The sequence below is a fragment of the Rhizobium sp. P2_G2 genome, assembly GCF_056403555.1.
Window position 1 is genome coordinate 14,282 of sequence record NZ_JBFUFF010000074.1, and the last position, 21,034, is coordinate 35,315.

Below are 21,034 nucleotides of genomic sequence, written 5' to 3' on the forward strand. Positions count from 1 at the left end.
CTCAGCATCCCTCCGTCAGGCGTCGCCAAGGTAGGTCTTGATGGTCTGGATGAATTTCGGCACCGAGATCGGCTTGGAAACATAGGCCTCGCAGCCGCCCTGGCGGATACGCTCCTCGTCGCCCTTCATCGCAAACGCCGTCACCGCGATCACCGGGATGACATGCAGTTCGTCATCCTCCTTCAGCCATTTGGTGACTTCGAGGCCCGATACTTCCGGCAGCTGGATATCCATGAGGATCAGATCGGGGCGGTATTTGCGCGCAAGATCAAGCGCTTCCATTCCGTTACGGGTCTGGATCGTCGTGTAGCCGGAAGCTTCTATCAGATCGCGGAAGAGCTTCATGTTAAGCTCGTTGTCCTCGACAATCATCACCTGCTTGGGCATGTCGCTTCGCTCAGACCCCTGATTTTGCGTGCCGGTCGGATAACCTCTATATAGAGGTGGACACGCGAATTCTCATCATTCATGTCAGGCACGGTATGCCGATTAAGTTTAAAAAGACGTAATGCGACCATGAAAATCCCCAGCAACGCCAAAATCGAACGCCCGACCGACGCGACTGCCGAGGAGCTGGCAGTCACCATCCTCGGCTGGCTGTCGAACGAGCCATCACTGATGGGTCGCTTCCTGTCGATCTCCGGCATCGAGCCCGTCGCGATCCGCAGGATGATCGGCGATCCCGGTTTTTACGGCGGATTGACCGGTTTCCTGATGAGCCACGAGCCGACACTCATGCAGTTCTGCCAGGAGAACGATGTGAAGGTAGAATGGGTTCAGGCTTGTCATCAGTATTTCACCGGGCCGACCGAAGGCGTCTGGCTATGAACGACATAGTCGAAACGCTGGCGCTGTCGAAGAAGCCGCTGATCATCTGCGATGTCGACGAGGTCGTGCTGGAATTCATCCTACCGCTCCAGAACTACCTCGCCTCGGTCAATCATTGCCTGCATGCCGATTCATTCCACCTGGATGGCAATGTGCGCCGTATCGCCGACGACAGACCAGCAACGAAAGAAGAGATCGGCGCCTTCCTGGAGGCTTTCTTTTCCGCGCAGGACAAATGGCAGATGCCGGCAAAGGGCGCGAGCGCTGCTTTGGCCGGCTTGACGGACGATGCCGATATCGTCTTTCTCACCTCCATGCCGCCACGGCACCAGATGGTGCGGCGGACCGTGCTCGACCTGCACGGCTTCCCCTACCCGATTGTCGCCACCGAAGAAGCCAAGGGACCGATCGCTGCCAGCCTGATCGGCAACCGCAGCATACCATCGGTCTTCCTCGACGATATCGCCCGAAACCTGCATTCCGTGCGCGAACACGCCCCATCCTGCCTGCTGATCAACCTGATGGCCAATGAGGCCTTCAAGGCATTGGCGCCTGATCCCGGCGTGGGCGTACACAAGGCGCGCGACTGGACGCATGCGGGTGAATTGATCCGGGCACATTTCAGGACAAGCTGAGAGTCTAGGCGTTTTGCAAGGCCAGCCGCATCAACGGCCTTCCGTCCTTGCGAAGTGCGACTTGAGAAAATCCCGCCGCCTCGAAGATGCGGGTCGAGCCGACATAAAGGCCGACGGATTTCGATTGTTTGGTCCGATCGATCGGACAGGCTTCGAGCAATCGGGCGCCATTCTTTTCTGCAAAGACGATCGCCTCGGACAGCATGCGATGGCTCAGCCCCTTGCCGCGCTGCTTCGATGACATGAAGAAGCAGCTCACTGCCCAGATACCCTTGTCCGCCGCATCGGCATCATCCAATGGCCGCGATACCGTCTTCTGCGAATTCCAGTTGGGCACGTCGGTACGCGGGCCGACCTGGACCCAAGCCACGGGCACACCGTCCAGATAGCCTAGAACGCCTGGTGGGGGACCCGCTTCAACCCGGGCATGCATGAATGCCTTCTTGGCTACACCATCCATCAGCTTGCGCTCGGATGGCGCGATGCGGAAATGCGTGCACCAGCACCCATAGCAGGCGCCTTGTGGCCCGAACACGGTTTCGAAATCCGCCCAGCGGTCGGCGGTCAAAGGCAAAGCGTGAAAGTCGTTCATGACGATTCCCGGTACTTGAGTGGCTTAAGATTAGAGCGTAAAGTTCAGATGTTCAACCTTTGTTCCGGGCGGGAACATGCAGGATTCGGAAAATGCGCCGGGCTTTTGCCGTGATTGCCTGAGACTGGCTTCGGGAACGGCACGGCGTTGCCGCGCCTGTGGCAGCCCTCGCCTGCTGCGCCATCCAGAGCTCAACCGCCTCAGCGTCGCCCATATCGATTGCGATGCCTTCTACGCCTCGGTCGAGAAGCGCGACAATCCGGAGCTCGCCGACAAGCCGGTGATCGTCGGCGGGGGAAAGCGCGGCGTCGTCTCGACCTGCTGCTATATCGCCCGCATCCGTGGCGTGCGCAGCGCCATGCCGATGTACAAGGCGCTGGAAGCCTGCCCGGAAGCGATCGTCATCAAGCCCGACATGGAAAAATATGCCCGTGTCGGCCGCGAGGTGCGCAGGATGATGCAGGACCTGACGCCGCTGGTGCAACCGCTCTCCATCGACGAGGCCTTTCTCGATCTGGCCGGCACCGAGCGGCTGCATCACGATCCGCCGGCCCGAACGCTGGCGAAATTCGCCCAGCGTGTCGAGCGCGAAGTCGGCATCACGGTCTCCGCCGGCCTCTCCTATTGCAAGTTCCTCGCCAAGGTCGCCTCGGACATGAACAAGCCGCGCGGCTTTTCGGTGATCGGCGAGGCAGAGGCATTCGAATTCCTGAGAACCAAGCCGGTGACGCTGATCTGGGGCGTAGGCAAGGCCTTTGCCGAGGCGCTCGCCCGCGACGGTATCACCGAGATCGGCCAGTTGCAGCAGATGGAGGAGACCGACCTGATGCGCCGCTACGGCATTATCGGCAAGCGGCTCTTCAATCTGTCGCGCGGCATCGATGACCGCAAGGTACATCTCAACGACGAGGCAAAGAGTGTTTCGGCGGAGACGACCTTTTTCGAAGACCATGCCCGGCTCGACGAACTCGTGCCGATCCTGAGGGCACTGTCCGAACAGGTGTCGCACCGGCTGAAGAAGGCGGCGATCGCCGGCCATACCGTGGTGCTGAAGCTCAAATCGCAGGATTTCAAGATCCGCACCCGCAACCGGCGGCTGGAGGCCCATACCCAGTTGGCCGACCGGATCTTCCGCGAGGGCCTGTCACTGCTCGAAAGGGAGGTCGACGGCACGAAATACCGGCTGCTCGGGATCGGCGTCACCGATCTTGCCGATTCAGCCGATGCCGATCCGCCGGACCTGATCGACCGCGATGCAGGCAAACGGGCTGCAGCCGAGGCGGCGATGGACAAGTTGCGCGGAAAATTCGGCACGAAAAGCATCGAGACCGGCTACACATTCGGCCGCGGCAAGCGCGGCCATATCCCGAACAGCGATGCGAGTTGACGCTCTGTAGTTTTGCTTCAAATTAACGGTAAATTCACCGTGATACGAAGCGAAAACGTGTTCCTTGCGGAACATACGTCACCGCAAAGATTCATTAAATCTCTAATCCTAGTTTGGGCACGAACCGTATAGCGTGGGGACAATCATGCTTGCACGTCTTTCTTTCCGCATCGCCTTGGCGACGACGGCTCTTTTTGGCACGGGCGCGAGCGCTGAGACGCTCGATCCGTTGCAGATTTTCGTTTCGAAGGATACGCAGACGCTTGTCGTCTATGATGGCGACCAGGTGGTGGCCACCAGCCATATTTCGACCGGCAAACCGGGCCACACCACGCCGTCGGGCATTTTCTCGATCATCGAGAAGAGCATCATGCACAATTCCAATCTCTATGAATCGGCGCCGATGCCGTTCATGCAGCGGATCACCTGGGATGGCGTGGCGCTGCATGAATCGAACTCCGTGCCGCGCTATCCGGCCTCGCATGGCTGCGTGCGCATGCCCGGCAAATTTGCCCGCCAGCTGTGGGACATGACCAATCGCGGCTTCCACGTGGTGATCACCGAGCGAGAATTGACCCCGCATGCCATGCAGACGGCCGATCTCTTCAAGCCGCGCTACTCCCAGCCGGATCCGCAGACGATGAGCGACGCCGATCTCAGGCCGACGATATCGGCAAATCCGGGCACTGAAGTGGCGATGAACGAGACCCTGCCGAAGCTCGGCGCCACCGCCGTGGCGACGCTGCCGAAGGACATCGACCCGGTCAAGGTCCTGATTACCCGGCCCTCGCAGCAATCCAGGACGATGGCGGTGCAGCAGATGCTGGCGCAGCTCGGCTACGATGTCGGCGATGCGGATGGCTATCTCGGCGACCAGACACGCACCGCGATCAAGACCTATCAGGCCATCCATAGCCAGAAGCAGACCGGTACGATGACGCCGAAATTCGTCGCTTCGATCTACAAGGTGCTGAACCGCAAGCAGCCGACCGGCTGGCTTTATGTACGACGCAACTTCAAGCCGGTCTTCGATGCACCGGTGGAAATCGCCGAGCCCAGCCTGGCGCTCGGCACGCATTTCATCGAGGCCGTGCATGTCAACATGGCACAGAACAGCGCCGACTGGGTCGGCGTGACGCTGGACAACTACATTCCCAACAAGACGGCCAAGCGGCTGGGCATCGTGCGCTATGGCGATGCACAGGCGCCCGATGCCGCCGAACAGGCTTTTGCCCGCGTGACCATTCCTGACTCGGTCCGCGCCCGCATCGAGACCATGCTGGGCAACGGCTCGTCGATCACGATCACCGACACCGGCACGGAGAGCAAAACCGGCGACGGCACCGACTTCATCACGGTCACCCGCGACACATCCTATAGCGACAACAGCTACCAGGACAATCTCGGCGCCAGCGATTCCGACGACGAGATCGGCCATTACGTCAATTGATCCGATACTGTCGCGTTCGACAGAACGCTGCCTGAATCCTGGAGGTCGCCTTTGTCAGGCGACCTTTTCAATTTGTAAGACTATTTGATTAATTGCCGGCTTTCGGCGCAGCAAAGGCTCTGTTAGCCTTACACTATTCCCGATTCACGTTGAGGGTCCTTCCGGCAGGTGATCACGCCTGATCGGCCGGGGCCGTGATGCCATGACGCATGCCATTTCCGATATGTCCGCCGCCGACAGGCGACCTGCGCAGCTCATCCTGATCTCGCTGTTCGTCTGCTCACTCGCCAATTCGTCGATCATCCCGTTCATGAGCTATTTCATCGTCGATCAGCTCGGCATGAAGCCCTGGCATATCAGCCTGTATTCCGTCGTCACCAGCATTTTCATCATGATCGGCAACCGGCTGTTCGGCGAGATGGTCGACCGCAGCAAGCCGATCTTTCCGCTGGTCTTCGGCGCTAGCCTCGGTCTGGTCGTGGCAAGCGGCGTGCTCTGCCTGGTGCAATCCTATTGGTTGCTGCTGGTTGTTGTCGGTCCCGGCATCGCGCTGGCGAGCACCGGCATATCGACCATGTTCAGCCTTGGCCGACTCTATGGCGAACATTTCGGCCTCGACCTCACGCGTTACAATGCGCGGGTGCGGATGATGACCTCGCTCGGCTGGATGTTCGGGCCGGCGGCCTCCTATCTGATTGCGGCGCATTTCGGCAATCTCGCCGTCTTCAAGTTCGTCTTCTTCCTGTCGCTGATCGGCAGCGCGACGTCTTTCTTCACCGTGCCACATGATTTTTGCGGGCCGCGCCGGCATATCGCTTTGCGCGAAGATGGTTCGCGCGAGGGCTGGTTCGACAACAAGCCGCTCTGGCTCGCCGCTTTCGTCTGCTTCCTGTTCAACATCGCCCATGTGCTCTGTTCGGGCGCGCTGCCGCTGTTCTATACGGAAGAGGCGCATCTGCCCGTCTATGCCCCCGGCCTGTCGCTGACGCTGAAATGCACGGGCGAAGTGATTGCGATCCTCGCATCGCCGATGGTCATGATGCGCATCGGCCGCCGCAACGCGCTCCATCTTTCCACGGGCTTGGGGCTGGTAGCCTTTGCGGTTCTGCATGAGACCAACAGCATGGCACATATGGTGGTCGGCGCTCTGCTCGAAGGACTCTATTTCGGCCAGTTCGCCGGCGTTGCGGTGACATTCATCCAGGGCTTTGCCAGGGGTCGCGTCGGGCGGGCGACGTCGCTTTACATGAACAGCCTGTTCCTTGGCTCGCTCGCCGCCAATACCGGCATCGGCATCATTGCCAGTCTCGTCGATTTCCGCGCTGCGATCGCGGTCGCCGGCGGCGTCATGGTCCTGGCTGCGGCAGCGCTATTCGCCACCCGTCATGCGGACGCAGAGGCAGACGCCTGAGATCCAGGATCAAACGGCAGGCTTAGCCGGACTACACCAGTTCCACATCAACAACGCCGGGACTGGCCCTGAGTGCTGCGGCGATCTCCGGGGAAATCCGGTATTTCTCCGACAGCTCCACCTCGATCTCCTTCTTGCCGCTATCCTTGATGATGATGAAGGAGACTAGGCCCTCACCCTTGGCGTTGAGATGCGTCGCGACTGTCCGGATCGGCGTGGAATCGCGCAGGAAGACGCGCATCGCCTTCTGCAATTGCACCGACTTTTCTTCCAGCGACTGGACGGTCTGGATTCGGAGCCCGATGCCTTCCGGGCGTTCGTCGGCTTCAACGCCGATGATGAAGGATTTGCCGGGTTCGAGCATATCGCGGTATTGCGCCAGGGTTTCGGAGAACATCACCGCTTCGTACTGACCCGATGAATCCGAGAAGGCGATGATGCCCATCTTATTGCCGGTACGGGTCTTGCGCTCCTGCTTGCTGGTCACCGTGCCGGCCAGCCGGCCCGGCGCCTTGCCCTGCTTCACCGCATTGGCGAAATTGGCGAAGGTCTGGACGCGCAGCTTTTCCAGCGTTTTGACATAAGCATCGAGCGGATGGGCCGTCAGGTAGAAGCCGAGGACCTGGAATTCGCGCATCAGCTTTTCGGACGGCATCCAGGGCGTGGTGGGCTGGAATGTGATCTTTTCCGGCCCGCTCGCGGCATTGCCGAAGATGTCGATCTGGCCGCTCACCTTGTCGGACGCAGCCTTCTGCGTATAACCCAGCACCCGGTCGAGATTGCCGACCAGGAGCGCCCGGTCGATGCCGAAGCAATCGAAGGCGCCGGCCGAGATCAGGCTTTCCCAGACACGTCGGTTGATTAGCTTCGGGTCTGTCCGGAGGCAGAAATCCTCCAGGCTGGCGAAGGGTTTTTCGCCGCGGGCGGCAACGATGTGCTCGACGGCAGCCTCGCCGACGCCCTTGATTGCGGCGAGCGAGAAGTAGATGCAGTTGTCGCCGGTCTCGAACTGGCGGAACGAGGTCTGTACCGACGGCGGCACGACCTTGATGCCGAGCCGCTTGGCATCCTGGCGGAAGTCGTTGACCTTTTCGGTGTTGGCCATGTCGAGCGTCATCGACGCCGCCAGGAATTCCACCGGATAATGCGCCTTGAGATAGGCCGTCTGATAGGAGACGACCGCATAAGCGGCCGCATGCGATTTGTTGAAGCCGTAATTGGCGAATTTGGCGAGCAGATCGAAAATCACGTCGGCCTGGGCCTTGGGCACCTTGTTGGCCACCGCGCCCTCGACGAAGCGCGCGCGCTGCTGGTCCATCTCGGCCTTGATCTTCTTGCCCATGGCGCGGCGCAGCAGGTCGGCTTCGCCGAGCGAATAGCCCGACAGGACCTGGGCGATCTGCATCACCTGTTCCTGGTAGACGATGACCCCCTGCGTCTCCTTGAGCAGGTAATCGATCGTCGGATGGATGGATTCGATCTCTTCCTCACCGTGCTTGCGGGCATTATAGACCGGGATGTTCTCCATCGGGCCTGGGCGGTAGAGCGCCACCAGGGCGATAATGTCCTCGATGCAGTCCGGCTTCATGCCGAGCAGCGCCTTGCGCATGCCCGCGCTTTCCACCTGGAACACGCCGACCGTTTCGCCCCTCGACAGCTTTTCATAGGTCAGCTTGTCGTCGAGCGGCAAAGCCGAGAGATCGATATGGACATTGTGCTTGGCGATGAAATCGACCGCGACCTTGAGCACGGTCAGCGTCTTCAGGCCGAGGAAGTCGAATTTCACTAGGCCTGCCTGCTCCACCCATTTCATGTTGAACTGGGTGACTGGCATGTCGGAGCGTGGATCGCGATAGAGCGGCACGAGTTTCGCCAATGGCCGGTCGCCGATGACGATGCCAGCCGCATGGGTGGACGCGTGGCGGTAAAGGCCCTCGATCTTCTGGGCGATGTCGAGCAGGCGGGCGACGACCGGCTCCTTTTCCGCCTCTTCCTTCAGCTTCGGTTCTTCCTCGATCGCCTTGGAAAGCGGCGTCGGATTGGCCGGGTTGTTGGGCACGAGCTTGCAGATGCGGTCGACCTGGCCATAGGGCATTTCGAGCACGCGGCCGACGTCGCGCAGTGCGGCACGCGCCTGCAGCGAACCGAAGGTGATGATCTGCGCCACCTGATCGCGGCCATACTTGGCCTGGACATAGCGGATCACCTCTTCGCGGCGATCCTGGCAGAAGTCGATGTCGAAGTCCGGCATCGACACGCGTTCGGGATTGAGGAAGCGCTCGAACAGCAGCGAGAAGCGTAGCGGATCGATATCGGTGATCGTCAGCGCGTAGGCGACCAGCGAGCCTGCACCCGAACCGCGGCCCGGGCCGACCGGAATGTCATGGGCCTTGGCCCATTTGATAAAGTCCGCGACGATCAGGAAGTAGCCTGGGAATTTCATCTTCTCGATAATGCCGAGCTCGAATTCCAGCCGCTTGCGATAATCGTCCTCGCTATAGCCGGCCGCGAGACCGATGGAGGCGAGGCGGTGGTTGAGACCTTCCCAGGCCTGACGATTCAACTCGTCGGATTCCGCCTTCTCGGCTGCCTCCGCATCGCCTGTGCCACCGGTAAACCGCGGCAGGATGGGCGAGACGGATTTCAGCAGGAAGGAGCAGCGGCGGGCGATCTCGATCGTGTTCTCGATCGCCTCGGGCAGATCGGCGAACAGAGCGGCCATTTCCTTGCGGCTTTTGAAATAATGATCCGGGGTCAGGCGGAAGCGATTGTCGTCCGATACCAGTGTGCCTTGCGCCACGGCCATCAGCGCGTCATGCGCTTCGAAATCCTGCACCGTCGGGAAGAACGGCTCATTGGTGGCGACGATGGGCAGCTCGAGGCGATAGGCGAGATCGAGCATCTTCGCCTCGTGCTGCCGGTCATAGGCGCCATGACGCTGCAGCTCGATATAGAGCCTGTCGCCGAAGAGCTGCATCAACAGCTGCAGGCGGCGTTCGGCGACCGCCGTGTTGCCGTCGCGCATCGCCATGTCGACCGGGCCGGTTGCCGCCCCGGTGAGTGCGATGACGCCCGGCATGTGATCGCCGAGCCAGGAGCGCTTGATATGGATCGAGGCATGCCCCTCGCCTTCCATATAGGCGCGGCTTACCAGCTCGGACAGGTGCTGGTAGCCTTCAGTGGTCGCCGCAAGCAGCACGAGCGCCGGCAGCTTTTTCGGCTGCTGGGTCCGTCCGTTGCGCTCTTCTGACGCCTCTTCCTCGAAATCGATCGACAGCTGGCAGCCAATGATCGGCTGCAGCCCCTCGCCCGAGGCAGTCTTGGAGAATTCCAATGCGGCAAACAGGTTGTTGGTATCGGTCAGACCGAGCGCCGGCTGTTGGTCGGCGACGGCCTTGGCGATGATCTTCTTGACCGGCAGGGCGCCTTCAAGAAGCGAATAGGCGGAATGGATCCTCAGATGAACGAATTGCGGGCTTTCCGCGAGGCCTGAAAGGGCGCTGATCGTGTCCATCTGTTCCATGCCGCACCATAAGAGAATCCGTTCCTCTCCAATGTAGCGGGTGCCATCGTCCTATGCCAGCTTGGGCCGGGCAGCGAGGCATTTTCCCCACAGGATCAGAACGACATCATTACGACGGCGAAGCTCGCCACAAACATGACGACCGAGGTAAATGCTGCCATATCACGAAGAAATTCGCTCATTTCTGCCTCCTGTTCCGTTATGTTTCTTATATGTTCTATTAATGTTCCATAGTCAACGCTATCCACAGGGGCAAGGTTAAAAAAGTATTGATGAAATGCGGAGCGAGCGACCGGCCCTGGAGGCGATCGCGACAAAGGACATAGGCCCACGCCCCCGCGATTAGACCGGACGGTCAGGGAGATAGAGCGGAGGAAGCCTGAAGTCCGTCAGCGTCGGTCAGAAGCGGAAGTTCAAACCGATCTGCGCGACGGGATAAAAGGTAAACTTGGAGATGCGGTCGCGTTCACGGTCGATCTCGCGGTCGATCTGGCCTTTGGTGAAACCGAATTTTTCAGCATGCGAATCGACGCTCAGGCTTGGCGAGCCGGCATAGAGCGCGCCTAGATCGAAACTGAGCGAGGTGCGCTCGTTAATCTGGGCGGAATAGCCGATGCCGAGATAGGGCTGGATGGCATTCTGGCGCGCCGTGTAGGTGGTCAGCGGATCGTCGATGACGATGCTGAAATGCTTGCCGCGCTTGACGAGGTTCTTCATCCGGCCATTAACCTTGCTGTCCGACAGCCGCACACCGGCGGAGACGCGGAAATCGTCGGCGAAGGGATAGTAATCGGCCGTCGCGCCGGCGCTCAACAACGAGACATGGTTGTGCAGGTCGGCATCCTTGTCGTGGTAGACATAGTCGAAGGCACCGCCATTGAGGCTGAGGCGACCGCCCCAATATTCGTTCCAGCGGTAACCCCCTTCGATGCCGACACCGAGCGTGCTGACAGTCGGCGTTAGCCAATATTTGTCGAACGACAGGGCATCACCGGCATGCGCCATTCCCGATGACGCGACAAGACAAGCGGTCAGCCCAGCCAGAACCAATTTCATTGTTTTCCCTCAGCGCCATATCCCGCGGGCGCGTTATGATTCTACGCGAAACAAGTTGCCGGAGCCCTAATTGTGCGAATCTGGAGTCACCGGCAAAAAAACATGATTCTTGACGCAAATGCATTTGAAAGCGAACGCGCGCCTGCCTATTTTGCCCGCGAGGGGAGCGCGCGCCCGGCCGGGCTTGACCTTCATTGCCTGAAGCCATCATCTGGTAGCAATTGCGAGTCTAAGACAGAACACATGGCAAAGCGCGCTTATAACATCCCGAATATGCTGACCTATGGCCGGATCATCGCCGTGCCGCTGATCGTTCTGTGCTTCTATATCGAAGGTTCGCTGCAGAGCACGGATTTTGCCCGCTGGACCGCCCTCGGCCTATTTGCAGTGGCCTCGATCACCGATTYCCTCGACGGCTACCTGGCACGCATCTGGAAGCAGACTTCCAATATCGGCAAGATGCTCGATCCGATCGCCGACAAGCTGCTGGTGTCGGCCGTGTTGCTGCTCATCGCTGCCGACGGCACGATTGCCGGCTGGTCGCTGTGGGCGGCGATCATCATTCTCTGCCGCGAAATCCTGGTTTCAGGCCTGCGCGAATATCTGGCAGCACTCAAGGTTTCCGTACCGGTGACCCGGATCGCCAAGTGGAAGACCACGGCGCAGATGGTCGCCATCGGCTTTCTGCTCGCCGGCCCCGCAGGCGACAAAGTGCTGCCGCATGCGACACTGATCGGCATCATCCTGCTCTGGATCGCGGCGATCCTGACCATGTATACCGGCTATGACTATTTTCGCGCCGGGCTCAAGCATATTGTGGATGAAGACGAATGAAGGTCGACTTGGTTTATTTCGCCTGGGTGCGCGAACGGATCGGCAAGTCCGGCGAGACGATCGAACTGCCGCCGAGCGTGCTGACCGTGGGTGATTTGCTCACTCATCTCAAGACGCTCGGCGAAGAATATGAACTTGCACTGGAACACGACAGGGTGATCCGCGTCGCAATCGACCAGGAACATGCCGAACAGGATGAACGGATTGCCGGGGCGCGCGAAATCGGCATCTTCCCGCCGATGACGGGCGGCTGAGATGTCTAGCCTCGAACCGCATGTCCGGGTGCAGGCGGAGGATTTCGACATCGCCGCCGAGACGGCGCGGATCACGGCCGGGCGGCACGATATCGGTGCAGTCGTAACCTTCACCGGCCTCTGCCGCGACGAGGACGGGCGGCTCTCGGCGCTGGAACTCGAACATTATCCTGGCATGGCCGAGTCCGAAATTGTGCGCGTCTGCCAGCTTGCGGCCGAGCGCTGGCCGCTCAAGGGACTGACGGCGATCCATCGTTACGGAAAGATCGCGCCAGGCGAAAATATCGTCCTGGTCGTCGCAGCATCGAGCCATCGCCAGGCGGCCTTCGATGCCGCCAATTTCGTCATGGATTTCCTGAAAACGTCGGCACCGTTCTGGAAGAAGGAACATGCAGTTGGCGGCGCCGAAGGTGCCTGGGTCAGCGCGAAGGATGCGGATGACACGGCCGTCCGGAAGTGGGAATAGGCCACGTGGGTGAACTCCACAGCACGGCCGCATCCCTTCGCTTCACTGGCGATGATCTCGATCCGGATGAGTTATCGAGCAAGCTCGGTGCAGAACCCAGCACCAGCGCTCGCAAGGGATCGATCCGGCAGACGCCGAAGGGAAGGGAATTCATCGCTCGGAGCGGCATCTGGATATTGAATGCCGGCCAGCTCACTCCGGGCGATCTCGATCGGCAGATCAACACGCTGCTGGTCGATCTCAGCGGTGACCTTCAGATCTGGCAGGATATTGCCAGGCGCTACAAGGGCCATATCTTTGCTGGACTGCTTCTAGGGAGCGTCAATGAAGGCATGGGTCTGATGCCGCAGACGCTTTCCATGCTGGGTGCGCGGGGATTGGCTCTCGAATGCGATATCTACAGCCTCGCAGAAGAAGAGTGATTTCGCCGAAGGCCAGGCGACAAGTTAGCCAGCGCCAGGTGACGACGTGTGGCCCTAAGCCGCCATTCGATCGTGCCGTCATCTTGGCCCAAACCCGTTGAATCGGCGCTATCACAATTCAAGAACCATCCCCATGATGGCATCGCGCGTCCTCTCGGCGTTGCCCGACAGAGCATTGTCTCGATGGGAGACCAGTATGATCGGTTCGGTGACGGCTGCGTCGGTGATCGGCACCTGCCGGACCGCCTTGCCGTCATAGGTAATCTCGGACTTCGGCCGCGTATAGGAAAGCCCGACCCCCAGTCCATTGGCGGCAAGGCTTCGCATCGTCTCCATCGTGCCAGCCATATGTGCAATGGAGAGCCGGTGACCTCGTTCGCTGAACACCCGCAACATATGGGTTTTGCTTAAGCCCTGGTCGGTGACGATGATCGGCGCAGAGGCAACCTCCGCCATCGTCGCTGCTCCGGCATGCGCAAACGGGTGATCCGCAGACACCACCGCCTGAATTGGCAAGCGGAGGAGTTCGCTTCGGATATAGGCGTCATCGAGGCCGAGGTCGTATGTGATTGCAAAGTCCATGCGCCCCGATTTTCCCAATCCCGACGAAACATCCTCAAAGTCGCCAAGCAGCGGATGTATATGGATGTCGGGCAAAACCCTTCCAAGATGTGAAAGGACTGGCGCGAGCAAAAGCGGCGCGAGGTCTTCGAAGAAGCCGAGAACGACAGGCTGTCCGGTTTCGACGACATCGCCTGTCATCAGGCGTTGCGTATCGCCGACGATCCGGGACGCGCCTTCCAGGAAGTCTCGTCCGAAAGATGTGGGGATCATCGGTCCACCCGATCGACGAAGGAACAGCGGCTTGCCCAATTCCGCTTCAAGTTGGCCGAGCGCGACCGACAAGGCGGGCTGGGACACGTTGAGTGCTACCGCTGCGGACGAGACGCCGCTGTGTCGCCAGATGGCGGTGACATATTCGAGTTGACGAAGCGTAATGGATAACATTTCACAATACCGGGCATGAAGAAGTATTATTGGAATTTATGTCAATCGCGATCTACCGTTGTCAACATCGAACCACGGAGGCACTTATGTCGGCATCGCTCGTTACGGACCAGAACATCGAGGATTATCAGCGAGAGGGCGTCGTCCTGATCAAGGGTCTTTTTCAGCCTTGGGTCGAGGAACTGCGGGCGGGCATCAAGCGCAACATGGATGAGCCGGGACCTTACGCTTCCGAGAACCTCAAGCCGGGGGACAGCGGCCGGTTTTTCGACGACTACTGCAATTGGGAGCGCATTCCCGAGTTCGCACATGTGATCCGCCAGCCGGCTGTTGCCGAAGCAGCTGCCGCACTGATGCGATCGGAGACCGTCCAGATGTTTCATGACCATGTGTTGGTCAAGGAAGCAAAGACTTCCAAACCGACGCCCTGGCATCAGGACGGTCCCTATTATTTTGTCGAGGGAAGACAGACCGTCAGTTTCTGGTCGCCGCTCGATCCCGTAAAAGAGGCGAGCCTTCGGTGTGTGGCCGGTTCCCATCTCTGGGAAAAGCAGGTGCTGCCGACACGATGGCTTTCCGAGACCAATTTCTATCCCGATCCGGGCGAATACATGCCGGTCCCCGATCCCGACGCGGAAGGCATGACGATCCGTGAATGGGAGATGGAACCCGGAGACGCCGTGGCTTTCAATTTTCTCACGCTCCATGGAGCGCGCGGAAATTCATCCGGTCTGAGCCGTCGGGCCTTTTCGCTGCGCCTCGTCGGCGACGATGCGAGGTATGTCGAACGCCCCGGCCGCACTTCGCCGCCATTTCCGGGCCATGATATGCAAGCCGGGCAGCGGCTCCGCTCCGACTGGTTTCCGTATCTCCGCGGTGGCGACTTCGTCGAAACCTGAAGACGAACATGCTAATGGTCTCAGTTTGTCCGCTAGTGGCGCGATGAGGACATCGTTGGCCTCTGTCCGCTCGAGGGCCGGCCCAACATCCATGACCGAACCCACCGCCTAAGAGGCTTTCAACGGGACTGACGCATATGGTCCCGCCACTAAATCCGCCTCTCCTGCCTCAGCAGCACCGCCAACGCCACCAACATCGAAAACATCGCAAAATCGCGCCACATATAGGCCATGTAGGCGCCCCAAAAGGTCTCCACCAAGCCGAACACGGCAGCACCGGCCGCCGATTTTGCCGGCGAGGACTGGTCGCCGATGGCGGCGATCATCACCACTTTCAGGCCGAACATCATGCCGGAGCCGAAATCCATCGAGCCGAAATAGCCGGTCGCCATGACGCCTGCCACGGCCGAGAATGCCGCTGTCACCATCGAGGCAATCACCACGACGACGCCGGAATTGATGCCGAGCAGTTCGGCGGCACGGTCGTCGTCGCAGACGGCGCGCCAGATGCGGCCGAGAGGACTACGCGCCAGGAACAGTGAGGCGGCAAGCACGATCAGCGCCATGGTCAGCGTGTTGATGATCTGGATCTGGGTCAGCATGACGGGAAAGGCGGCGAGTTGCCAGAAGACGATGCGGCCGTTGAGGAAGGGCGACAGCCAGAGATCATGGGCATTCACCGCGATCCGCACCAGTTCCATCAGCGTGATCATCACCGCCAGAGACGCGATGATCACCGCGTTGGGCGAGGCGAAGGACAGCGGCCGGATGACCTTGTCACCGACCAGTGATGCGGTCAGCAGCGTGTAGGCCGTCGCGGCAAACGCCCCTACACCCAAGGCTGCTGGGTAGATCAGCCACAGCCTGTCATAGCCGAAGGCGGTGAAATAGACGAAGAGCTGGCCGGCAAAGGCAAACAGCGCGCCGGGGGTGAAATCGACGCGGCGCGACAGGCCGAAACTCAGCGAATAGCCGAAGGCCAGCATGGCATAGAGCGCCGCATTGGGGGCGGCATTCAACAATTGCTGCAGGAAATAGGCGAGATCGGCGCTGGCTATCATGCAAAAATTATAACTGGTAAAATGCGATTTACCAGTTATAATTTCCGCCATGAGCTTTATCTGGACCCCTCATCGTTTTGCCGGCGGCGCCTTGGCGCTCGATGTCGCCAACAGTGTCATCATGCGCTTCGACGACAAGCGCCGCGCCGACCGCTTTGCCTTGCCGTCGCAGTTCGAGGCTTTTGCCGATGCAGCTGAGAAGCTTTCGGCTGAACGCGAGGAATTTCCCGGCTTTGCCACGGTGGCGCCGGAGCGCAGAGGAGCGTTCATTGCGCTGAGGGAGAGGATCGACGCCTTCTTCCGGCGTCGCGTCGCCGAGAGGCGAGACGACCCCGCGGAGATGGCGGAGCTGCYGGAACGGGTTGCCGAGACGATCCGCGCCTATCCCGAGGCACCGTCACCCTGCCCCGTCGATCTTGCCACGGCGCGTTCGGCGCTGAAGCTGATCTGCCTGGAAGAGCGGGAGCGGCTGAAAATCTGCCCGAACTGCGAATGGCTGTTTCTCGACAAAAGCCGCAACCGCAGCCGTAACTGGTGCGACATGACCGTCTGCGGCAATCGCGCCAAGGCGCGGCTCTATTATCACAGGACGAWGGAAGGTGTGCGGTGAGAAAGATGCTGCTGTTGCCGGCCCTGATGGCGCTGGCGCTTTCGTCCGCGTGCCAGCGCGAGACGACCGAATATATTTCCGTCCAGGGCAAAATCTTCATCTTCAACATCCGCCTTGCCAAGGCCTATTACGCGCTCAACCTCAACCGGCTGAAGGCGACGCCGGACAATTCCGTCGTCCGGGTCGAGTTCGAAAATCCGGCCGGTGGTGCGCCGCTGATCAGCGAGCAGAAAGTGTTTCCGGCAATGTCGCGCATCGATATCGAAAGTCCCGATGCCAGCTGCATTGTGGCCGGCAAGCCCTACAAGATCCATATCGTGCTCAATGATCCCGATGGCAAGCAATTGCAGGTGCTCGACACGACGCTCACCTCGACGCTCGACCAGACTGTCATGCCGGCGGAGTCGCTGGTCGAAGGCCCGGCCTATGACAAGAACCCCGATGCCTTCAACAAGAACGGCACGACCAAGTTCCGGGAGAAATGCAAGGCAAGCTGACACGAGAATATGAAGCCGGCCCAGTGAACCCTGAAGACATCAAGCCCGCGACATTTTCAGCATTTTGCCTGAACACATCTGTCAGCCCCAACAATACGTGTGTTAGATTTGGCCCTCGTAAGTGCCCGAGGACCCCAGTATGGAATTGAAATTCAAGGCCTTTTTGCTCTTTGTCGGCCTTTGCGTCGCACCGATCGCGGCGACGGCAGCCCAGACCAAGGCCTGCGCCCACAAAGGCACCATTGTCAATCTGGCGGATGTGCTGCTCCGGGATCTCGGCGCCCACGACCCGGCTGTCGCACGCTTCTATGCCCGCGATGCCGCCTTCCTCAAGATGTACTACGCCCCGATGAGTCCGCCGGCCATTGAGGCAATGTTCGATCACATGATCAGCGGAGGCGCGGCGGGCGCATCTGGATTTGCCTTTGCTTATTATCTTTCGACGACGAGCTATGATGAAGCGATGCTCAGGATCGGCAACCGAATGCATGATGCCGATCCGAACGCATTCGACCTGACTCTGATGCGGTCGCTTGCCAAAGCAGGGCGGTACGATCTGGCGGTCAATATGACGAAGGGCGTTTCTCCGCATCCCGAACAAGGATCCCTGCTGCCGCTCGCCCTGCCGTTCGTCGAAGCTGGCCCCGCGGAACGGCAGCGGCTCGCAGATATCGCCGACCGCTCCGGCGCCATCGTGCTGGCGGGAGAACTCTACGCATCCCTACCCAGCTACGAAGCCTGGACTGGCTTCCTCCGACGCCATTTCCAGACGCTCGGCTATCTTCACCTCGAGGGCAACTTCATCACCTTCTCCGCGATGCGCTTTGAGAACGCGGCTTTGCCCAATCCCAAGAACGGCGCCAACGGAGCGATGCAGCGCCGGTTCATACAGAGAACGGCGGCGGCGGCGTGGCTCGTGSCCGGGCCGAGCCTCATCTACCAATATCTGGGGCAGTTCAAGTTCGAACCGGTCTACGGCTCGCGCGCCGCGATCAAGCTCAAGGCCGCCTATGACAGCCACGCGCTCCGGCCCGACGGTCCCGTCGAACAGGGATGGCTGATGAGCTATCGTGCGCTGGCGGCGGCATCCGCAGCGGATGATCCGCATCTGATGGTGCAGAGAATGCAGCAGATGCGGATCAACAGCCGACACTACCTCCAGGGAAGTGTTGGCGACATCCTCGACACGATGCTGGCGGCAGAGGCGATCGGGCCCTGGCTCAGGGGAGCAGGTGGCGAATTTCCTGGCGTACCCGGTCTGGCGAGCGACACGCTGAAGGCGGATTGGCCGAAATGGCGAGCAGTGGCCGTCGCGATCAGAGGCAATGGCGCGCCGGATGGCCTGGATACGGATTTCGCATTGCGCGGAATGGTCGCGGACCTGCTTTACGCCAAGGGCGACGCACCGCAATTGCTGAAGCTGATCGCCATGGAGAAGAACGATGGCTTCAGGGACCGCCTGGCGGCGGATTTCATCAGCCGTCTCGACCGGCTCTGCGACAGCAGCCTGTATTTTCCCGGCGAGGGAATATTCCTGCGCAATACGTCGCTATACCGCTTCGAGATCGTGCCGCAGCAAAAAACCGGGGCGCCTGCGCCCCGGTTCTTGAAAATTTCCAATGACTTGAGGCAACAGCCTCAGAACTGGATTCAGCCGACGACTTCGGTGCCGGAGAACCAATAGGCAATCTCTTCCTTGGCAGTCTCGGGAGCATCCGAGCCATGCACGGAGTTTTCGCCGATCGAGAGAGCATGGACCTTGCGGATGGTGCCTTCGGCAGCGTTGGCCGGGTTGGTGGCGCCCATGACTTCGCGGTTACGGGCAATGGCGTTCTCGCCTTCCAGCACCTGCACGATGGTCGGAGCGGAGGACATGAACTCGACCAGTTCGCCGAAGAACGGGCGATCCTTGTGCACGGCGTAAAAACCCTCGGCCTCGCGGCGGCTCATCCAGACGCGCTTGGAGGCGACGACACGCAGGCCGGCATCTTCGAGCATCTTCGTGATAGCGCCCGTCAGGTTGCGCTTGGTGGCGTCCGGCTTGATCATCGAAAAGGTGCGTTCAATCGCCATGTCCTATAGTCCTCATATTGGTTTCTTCAGGTGGCGGGGTGCATAGCCGCCTTCGTCCGCGAAGACAAGAGGCGGTGCGGCAGAAGCGGCTGAAAAGGCTGATTTTCACGGCCTTGTCACAAAGACGCCGGATCGGCGGGCCGATATCGGAAGCAGATGGTGCGGCAGACAGCTCAGGTCTTTCAGGGCTTCTCGAGCAGTTCCCGCATGATCGTGGCAAAGTCCTTGCTCATGAATGAGCGCGCCTGCGAGAGCAGCATCGGGACGGGGCTGGATGGCTCGGTTTCGAAAAGAAATTCCTCGACCGTCTCGATCGCCAGGAACACGTCCTCGCGGCTTTCGATCGGAACCGTGGACGCCGAGGCTTTGGTCTCCCAGGCCTGGGTATCGGCATTATCCGACGCGCTCAAGGCGCGGATCTTGGCCACCCCGAGGTTGAAGCCTGATGCCTTGTCGACCTGGATGATCATGGCCTCGACCTTGGCGGGTGCCAGGGCCTCCAGCGCCTCGATCAGCGGCCGCCCCACGAGCATGCGGGCCTGCCGGACCAGCAGGCCGGAGGGCGAGGACGGCTCCCTGGTCTGGAAATATTCTTCGAGCCGGACAAGCACCGCCTTTGCCTCGGCATGGCTTTTGATCTTGAGCGCCTTGGCACGCTCCGGGTCAGTCCGGAACACCGAACGGACGGCCTGCATCAGGCCCGAACGCTCTGTGGAAGCCGCATCGGCTTTCTGCTCCGCACCCGGCGCGGCACCGCCGGCCGTAGGTTTCCTTCCCTGCCCAGCGCCCAGTTTCAGGAAGGTCTCGAGAGACACCAGAACATTGTCGACTTCCGCGACATTGGGCGGTGGCGCACTCGGCGCATTGGTCGACCAAATTTCGAGGATGGTGGCAAGCGCCGCTCGGCAGCGCCCTGCATCGGCGAGGATGTTCCCAACCTCTTCACGCACCTCCTCGGTGGTCACGGCCTTCGTGACGTCGTTGAGCGCCGGGACCTCCTCGCCGGGATAGGCCATTTCGGGACGGCCGGCGATCCGGTAATGGCGGAGCATGACATAACCGAGCTTGCTGTCGTAGAACAGGCGGAGATAGTTGATCGGCGCGATCACGCGCACGGGATGGCTCAGCACGGAGAGCGCGAGCTCGCGCATCTCGACATCGCCATTGTCGGGCGCGGGATGCACGTCCGCCCACCATGTCGTGAGCAATTCGGCGGCCGCTTCCAGGCATTCGGCAAAACCGCCGAGATCGCCGCTCAATATCCTGAACTGCGCCAATAACGCGATCAGCCGCAGGTCCTTGCTGCGCTTGAGCAGGGAGAAGATCGGCTTCTCCTCCGCGGCGATCTTGATCGACGCCGGATCGAACAATTGACCGGTCCCCGGGGAAACATATTTCCCGGGGAGGCGGTCAGGAGCGGTGATGGTGTAATTCAGATATTCGCCGTCTTCCTCGCTCAAATCCGGCCCGCACGGACGATCCTCCGTGACGGGCGTCAGACATAGCGACAGCAGCATCGATGCGTCCTGGGTCAATGTGGGCTCAGTCTGCCTTGAGCTTCAGTTCGACCCGGCGATTTTCAGCCGAAAACGGATCTGCGCTGTTGCGCAACTGCTTCTCGCCAAAGCCGACGGCCTGCATCCGTTTGGCGCTGATATGGTTCTCGGCGAGGAACTGTTCGACCGACTTGGCGCGCCGCTCTGACAATCTTTGATTGTAGTTCGGAGTGCCGAGCGCGTCGGTGAACCCTTCGATGCGGAAACCATCGCTGGCGAGCGCGGCATTCTTCATGGCGGCCGCCACCTTCAGGAGGTTTACCTTCGACTCCGGCCGAAGATTGGCAGAGTCGATATCGAAATTGACGACCAGATCAAAACCGGCCACCTTCGGCGTCTTGGCGCCGCAGTCCTCCTCCGAGCCTATGCAGACCGAGCGCGTCGCGCCGGATTTCCTGGCGTCGGCCAGCACCTTCTTCTGGGCTAGCATGAAATTGACGACATCATCGGATGTGTAGGTCTTCACATCGCC

General features: G+C 60.2%; 22 protein-coding genes. 13 read left to right on the forward strand and 9 right to left on the reverse strand.

Features of this window, described 5'->3' with window-relative positions:
- Nucleotides 1-15: 15 nt before the first annotated feature.
- Entirely contained in the window at nucleotides 16-387 is a 372-nt protein-coding gene (locus tag AC1D06_RS31610) for a response regulator (RefSeq protein ID WP_477876538.1), read from the reverse strand.
- 129 nt (nucleotides 388-516) lie between these two features.
- Here AC1D06_RS31610 and AC1D06_RS31615 point away from each other — a divergent pair, with 129 nt between their 5' ends.
- Together AC1D06_RS31615 and AC1D06_RS31620 are read left to right on the forward strand one after the other, a co-directional pair.
- The gene (locus AC1D06_RS31615) at nucleotides 517-828 is read left to right on the forward strand and encodes a DUF3572 domain-containing protein (RefSeq protein WP_477989870.1); all 312 of its coding nucleotides are present in this window, start codon (nucleotides 517-519) and stop codon (nucleotides 826-828) included.
- Nucleotides 825-1,463, forward strand: coding sequence for a hypothetical protein (locus AC1D06_RS31620; protein WP_477989871.1), 639 nt, complete (start codon nucleotides 825-827; stop codon nucleotides 1,461-1,463). Before AC1D06_RS31615 ends, AC1D06_RS31620 begins: the two co-directional genes overlap by 4 nt.
- A 4-nt stretch (nucleotides 1,464-1,467) precedes the next feature.
- On the opposite strand, the gene AC1D06_RS31625 is transcribed toward AC1D06_RS31620, so the two are convergent.
- The gene (locus AC1D06_RS31625; protein WP_477989872.1) at nucleotides 1,468-2,055 is read right to left on the reverse strand and encodes a GNAT family N-acetyltransferase; all 588 of its coding nucleotides are present in this window, start codon (nucleotides 2,053-2,055) and stop codon (nucleotides 1,468-1,470) included.
- A 76-nt stretch (nucleotides 2,056-2,131) separates the two neighbouring features.
- Between AC1D06_RS31625 and AC1D06_RS31630 the strand changes: the two genes are divergently transcribed.
- The 3 genes from AC1D06_RS31630 (at nucleotide 2,132) to AC1D06_RS31640 (ending at nucleotide 6,303) form a co-directional block, all read left to right on the forward strand.
- Complete coding sequence (locus AC1D06_RS31630) at nucleotides 2,132-3,442, forward strand: DNA polymerase IV (protein WP_477989873.1); 1,311 nt, start codon at nucleotides 2,132-2,134, stop codon at nucleotides 3,440-3,442.
- A gap of 145 nt (nucleotides 3,443-3,587) precedes the next feature.
- Entirely contained in the window at nucleotides 3,588-4,892 is a 1,305-nt protein-coding gene (locus AC1D06_RS31635) for a L,D-transpeptidase family protein (RefSeq protein WP_477989874.1), read from the forward strand.
- A gap of 202 nt (nucleotides 4,893-5,094) precedes the next feature.
- Complete coding sequence (locus AC1D06_RS31640) at nucleotides 5,095-6,303, forward strand: MFS transporter (protein ID WP_477989875.1); 1,209 nt, start codon at nucleotides 5,095-5,097, stop codon at nucleotides 6,301-6,303.
- Nucleotides 6,304-6,334: 31 nt separating this feature from the next.
- Here the strand turns inward: AC1D06_RS31640 and dnaE are convergent, their stop codons facing one another.
- Together dnaE and AC1D06_RS31650 are read right to left on the reverse strand one after the other, a co-directional pair.
- On the reverse strand, nucleotides 6,335-9,817 hold the full coding sequence (gene dnaE, locus AC1D06_RS31645; protein WP_477989876.1) for a DNA polymerase III subunit alpha: 3,483 nt from the start codon (nucleotides 9,815-9,817) through the stop codon (nucleotides 6,335-6,337).
- Between the two features lie 408 nt (nucleotides 9,818-10,225).
- Complete coding sequence (locus tag AC1D06_RS31650; RefSeq protein WP_477876530.1) at nucleotides 10,226-10,882, reverse strand: hypothetical protein; 657 nt, start codon at nucleotides 10,880-10,882, stop codon at nucleotides 10,226-10,228.
- 243 nt (nucleotides 10,883-11,125) lie between these two features.
- On the opposite strand from AC1D06_RS31650, the gene pgsA reads away from it, so the two are divergent.
- From pgsA to AC1D06_RS31670, 4 genes are read left to right on the forward strand one after another with little or no spacing between them, the layout of a single operon-like run.
- Nucleotides 11,126-11,716 carry a CDP-diacylglycerol--glycerol-3-phosphate 3-phosphatidyltransferase gene (pgsA, locus tag AC1D06_RS31655; RefSeq protein WP_477989877.1) on the forward strand — a complete coding sequence of 197 codons (591 nt, stop codon included), beginning with the start codon at nucleotides 11,126-11,128 and terminating at the stop codon, nucleotides 11,714-11,716.
- A complete protein-coding gene (moaD, locus tag AC1D06_RS31660; RefSeq protein ID WP_477876528.1) occupies nucleotides 11,713-11,970 on the forward strand; it encodes a molybdopterin converting factor subunit 1 in 258 nt (85 codons plus the stop codon). Before pgsA ends, moaD begins: the two co-directional genes overlap by 4 nt.
- Nucleotide 11,971: 1 nt before the next feature.
- Nucleotides 11,972-12,436, forward strand: a complete 465-nt coding sequence (locus AC1D06_RS31665; RefSeq protein WP_477989878.1) for a molybdenum cofactor biosynthesis protein MoaE — start codon at nucleotides 11,972-11,974, stop codon at nucleotides 12,434-12,436.
- A gap of 5 nt (nucleotides 12,437-12,441) precedes the next feature.
- Entirely contained in the window at nucleotides 12,442-12,858 is a 417-nt protein-coding gene (locus AC1D06_RS31670) for a DUF4279 domain-containing protein (protein ID WP_477989879.1), read from the forward strand.
- 111 nt (nucleotides 12,859-12,969) lie between these two features.
- On the opposite strand, the gene AC1D06_RS31675 is transcribed toward AC1D06_RS31670, so the two are convergent.
- Nucleotides 12,970-13,866 carry a LysR family transcriptional regulator gene (locus AC1D06_RS31675; protein WP_477989880.1) on the reverse strand — a complete coding sequence of 299 codons (897 nt, stop codon included), beginning with the start codon at nucleotides 13,864-13,866 and terminating at the stop codon, nucleotides 12,970-12,972.
- Between the two features lie 86 nt (nucleotides 13,867-13,952).
- Between AC1D06_RS31675 and AC1D06_RS31680 the strand changes: the two genes are divergently transcribed.
- A complete protein-coding gene (locus tag AC1D06_RS31680; protein WP_477989881.1) occupies nucleotides 13,953-14,765 on the forward strand; it encodes a phytanoyl-CoA dioxygenase family protein in 813 nt (270 codons plus the stop codon).
- A gap of 149 nt (nucleotides 14,766-14,914) precedes the next feature.
- Here AC1D06_RS31680 and AC1D06_RS31685 read toward each other — a convergent pair whose 3' ends face one another.
- On the reverse strand, nucleotides 14,915-15,826 hold the full coding sequence (locus AC1D06_RS31685; RefSeq protein ID WP_477989882.1) for a branched-chain amino acid ABC transporter permease: 912 nt from the start codon (nucleotides 15,824-15,826) through the stop codon (nucleotides 14,915-14,917).
- 49 nt (nucleotides 15,827-15,875) lie between these two features.
- Here AC1D06_RS31685 and AC1D06_RS31690 point away from each other — a divergent pair, with 49 nt between their 5' ends.
- The 3 genes from AC1D06_RS31690 (at nucleotide 15,876) to AC1D06_RS31700 (ending at nucleotide 18,617) form a co-directional block, all read left to right on the forward strand.
- Nucleotides 15,876-16,436 carry a CGNR zinc finger domain-containing protein gene (locus tag AC1D06_RS31690; protein ID WP_477989883.1) on the forward strand — a complete coding sequence of 187 codons (561 nt, stop codon included), beginning with the start codon at nucleotides 15,876-15,878 and terminating at the stop codon, nucleotides 16,434-16,436.
- A gap of 5 nt (nucleotides 16,437-16,441) precedes the next feature.
- Entirely contained in the window at nucleotides 16,442-16,933 is a 492-nt protein-coding gene (locus AC1D06_RS31695) for a hypothetical protein (RefSeq protein ID WP_477876576.1), read from the forward strand.
- Between the two features lie 139 nt (nucleotides 16,934-17,072).
- Nucleotides 17,073-18,617: a hypothetical protein gene (locus AC1D06_RS31700; protein WP_477989884.1), complete on the forward strand. Its 1,545-nt coding sequence runs from the start codon at nucleotides 17,073-17,075 to the stop codon at nucleotides 18,615-18,617.
- On the opposite strand, the gene ndk is transcribed toward AC1D06_RS31700, so the two are convergent.
- The 3 genes from ndk to AC1D06_RS31715 all read right to left on the reverse strand — a co-directional run.
- Entirely contained in the window at nucleotides 18,584-19,006 is a 423-nt protein-coding gene (gene ndk, locus AC1D06_RS31705; RefSeq protein ID WP_477876521.1) for a nucleoside-diphosphate kinase, read from the reverse strand. The genes AC1D06_RS31700 and ndk overlap by 34 nt on opposite strands.
- 182 nt (nucleotides 19,007-19,188) lie before the next feature.
- Nucleotides 19,189-20,523: a type VI secretion system protein TssA gene (locus AC1D06_RS31710; RefSeq protein ID WP_477876520.1), complete on the reverse strand. Its 1,335-nt coding sequence runs from the start codon at nucleotides 20,521-20,523 to the stop codon at nucleotides 19,189-19,191.
- 25 nt (nucleotides 20,524-20,548) lie between these two features.
- On the reverse strand, nucleotides 20,549-21,034 hold a 486-nt coding region (locus tag AC1D06_RS31715; RefSeq protein ID WP_477989885.1), incomplete at its 5' end, for an OmpA family protein.

Excerpts from the sequence above, each read along its gene's own strand:
- AC1D06_RS31610 (WP_477876538.1), bottom strand. The coding sequence starts at position 387 with ATGCCCAAGCAGGTGATGATTGTCGAGGACAACGAGCTTAACATGAAG.
- AC1D06_RS31615 (WP_477989870.1), top strand. The coding sequence starts at position 517 with ATGAAAATCCCCAGCAACGCCAAAATCGAACGCCCGACCGACGCGACT.
- AC1D06_RS31620 (WP_477989871.1), top strand. The coding sequence starts at position 825 with ATGAACGACATAGTCGAAACGCTGGCGCTGTCGAAGAAGCCGCTGATC.
- AC1D06_RS31625 (WP_477989872.1), bottom strand. The coding sequence starts at position 2,055 with ATGAACGACTTTCACGCTTTGCCTTTGACCGCCGACCGCTGGGCGGAT.
- AC1D06_RS31630 (WP_477989873.1), top strand. The coding sequence starts at position 2,132 with ATGCAGGATTCGGAAAATGCGCCGGGCTTTTGCCGTGATTGCCTGAGA.
- AC1D06_RS31635 (WP_477989874.1), top strand. The coding sequence starts at position 3,588 with ATGCTTGCACGTCTTTCTTTCCGCATCGCCTTGGCGACGACGGCTCTT.
- AC1D06_RS31640 (WP_477989875.1), top strand. The coding sequence starts at position 5,095 with ATGACGCATGCCATTTCCGATATGTCCGCCGCCGACAGGCGACCTGCG.
- dnaE (WP_477989876.1), bottom strand. The coding sequence starts at position 9,817 with ATGGACACGATCAGCGCCCTTTCAGGCCTCGCGGAAAGCCCGCAATTC.
- AC1D06_RS31650 (WP_477876530.1), bottom strand. The coding sequence starts at position 10,882 with ATGAAATTGGTTCTGGCTGGGCTGACCGCTTGTCTTGTCGCGTCATCG.
- moaD (WP_477876528.1), top strand. The coding sequence starts at position 11,713 with ATGAAGGTCGACTTGGTTTATTTCGCCTGGGTGCGCGAACGGATCGGC.
- AC1D06_RS31665 (WP_477989878.1), top strand. The coding sequence starts at position 11,972 with ATGTCTAGCCTCGAACCGCATGTCCGGGTGCAGGCGGAGGATTTCGAC.
- AC1D06_RS31675 (WP_477989880.1), bottom strand. The coding sequence starts at position 13,866 with ATGTTATCCATTACGCTTCGTCAACTCGAATATGTCACCGCCATCTGG.
- AC1D06_RS31680 (WP_477989881.1), top strand. The coding sequence starts at position 13,953 with ATGTCGGCATCGCTCGTTACGGACCAGAACATCGAGGATTATCAGCGA.
- AC1D06_RS31685 (WP_477989882.1), bottom strand. The coding sequence starts at position 15,826 with ATGATAGCCAGCGCCGATCTCGCCTATTTCCTGCAGCAATTGTTGAAT.
- AC1D06_RS31695 (WP_477876576.1), top strand. The coding sequence starts at position 16,442 with ATGCTGCTGTTGCCGGCCCTGATGGCGCTGGCGCTTTCGTCCGCGTGC.
- ndk (WP_477876521.1), bottom strand. The coding sequence starts at position 19,006 with ATGGCGATTGAACGCACCTTTTCGATGATCAAGCCGGACGCCACCAAG.
- AC1D06_RS31710 (WP_477876520.1), bottom strand. The coding sequence starts at position 20,523 with ATGCTGCTGTCGCTATGTCTGACGCCCGTCACGGAGGATCGTCCGTGC.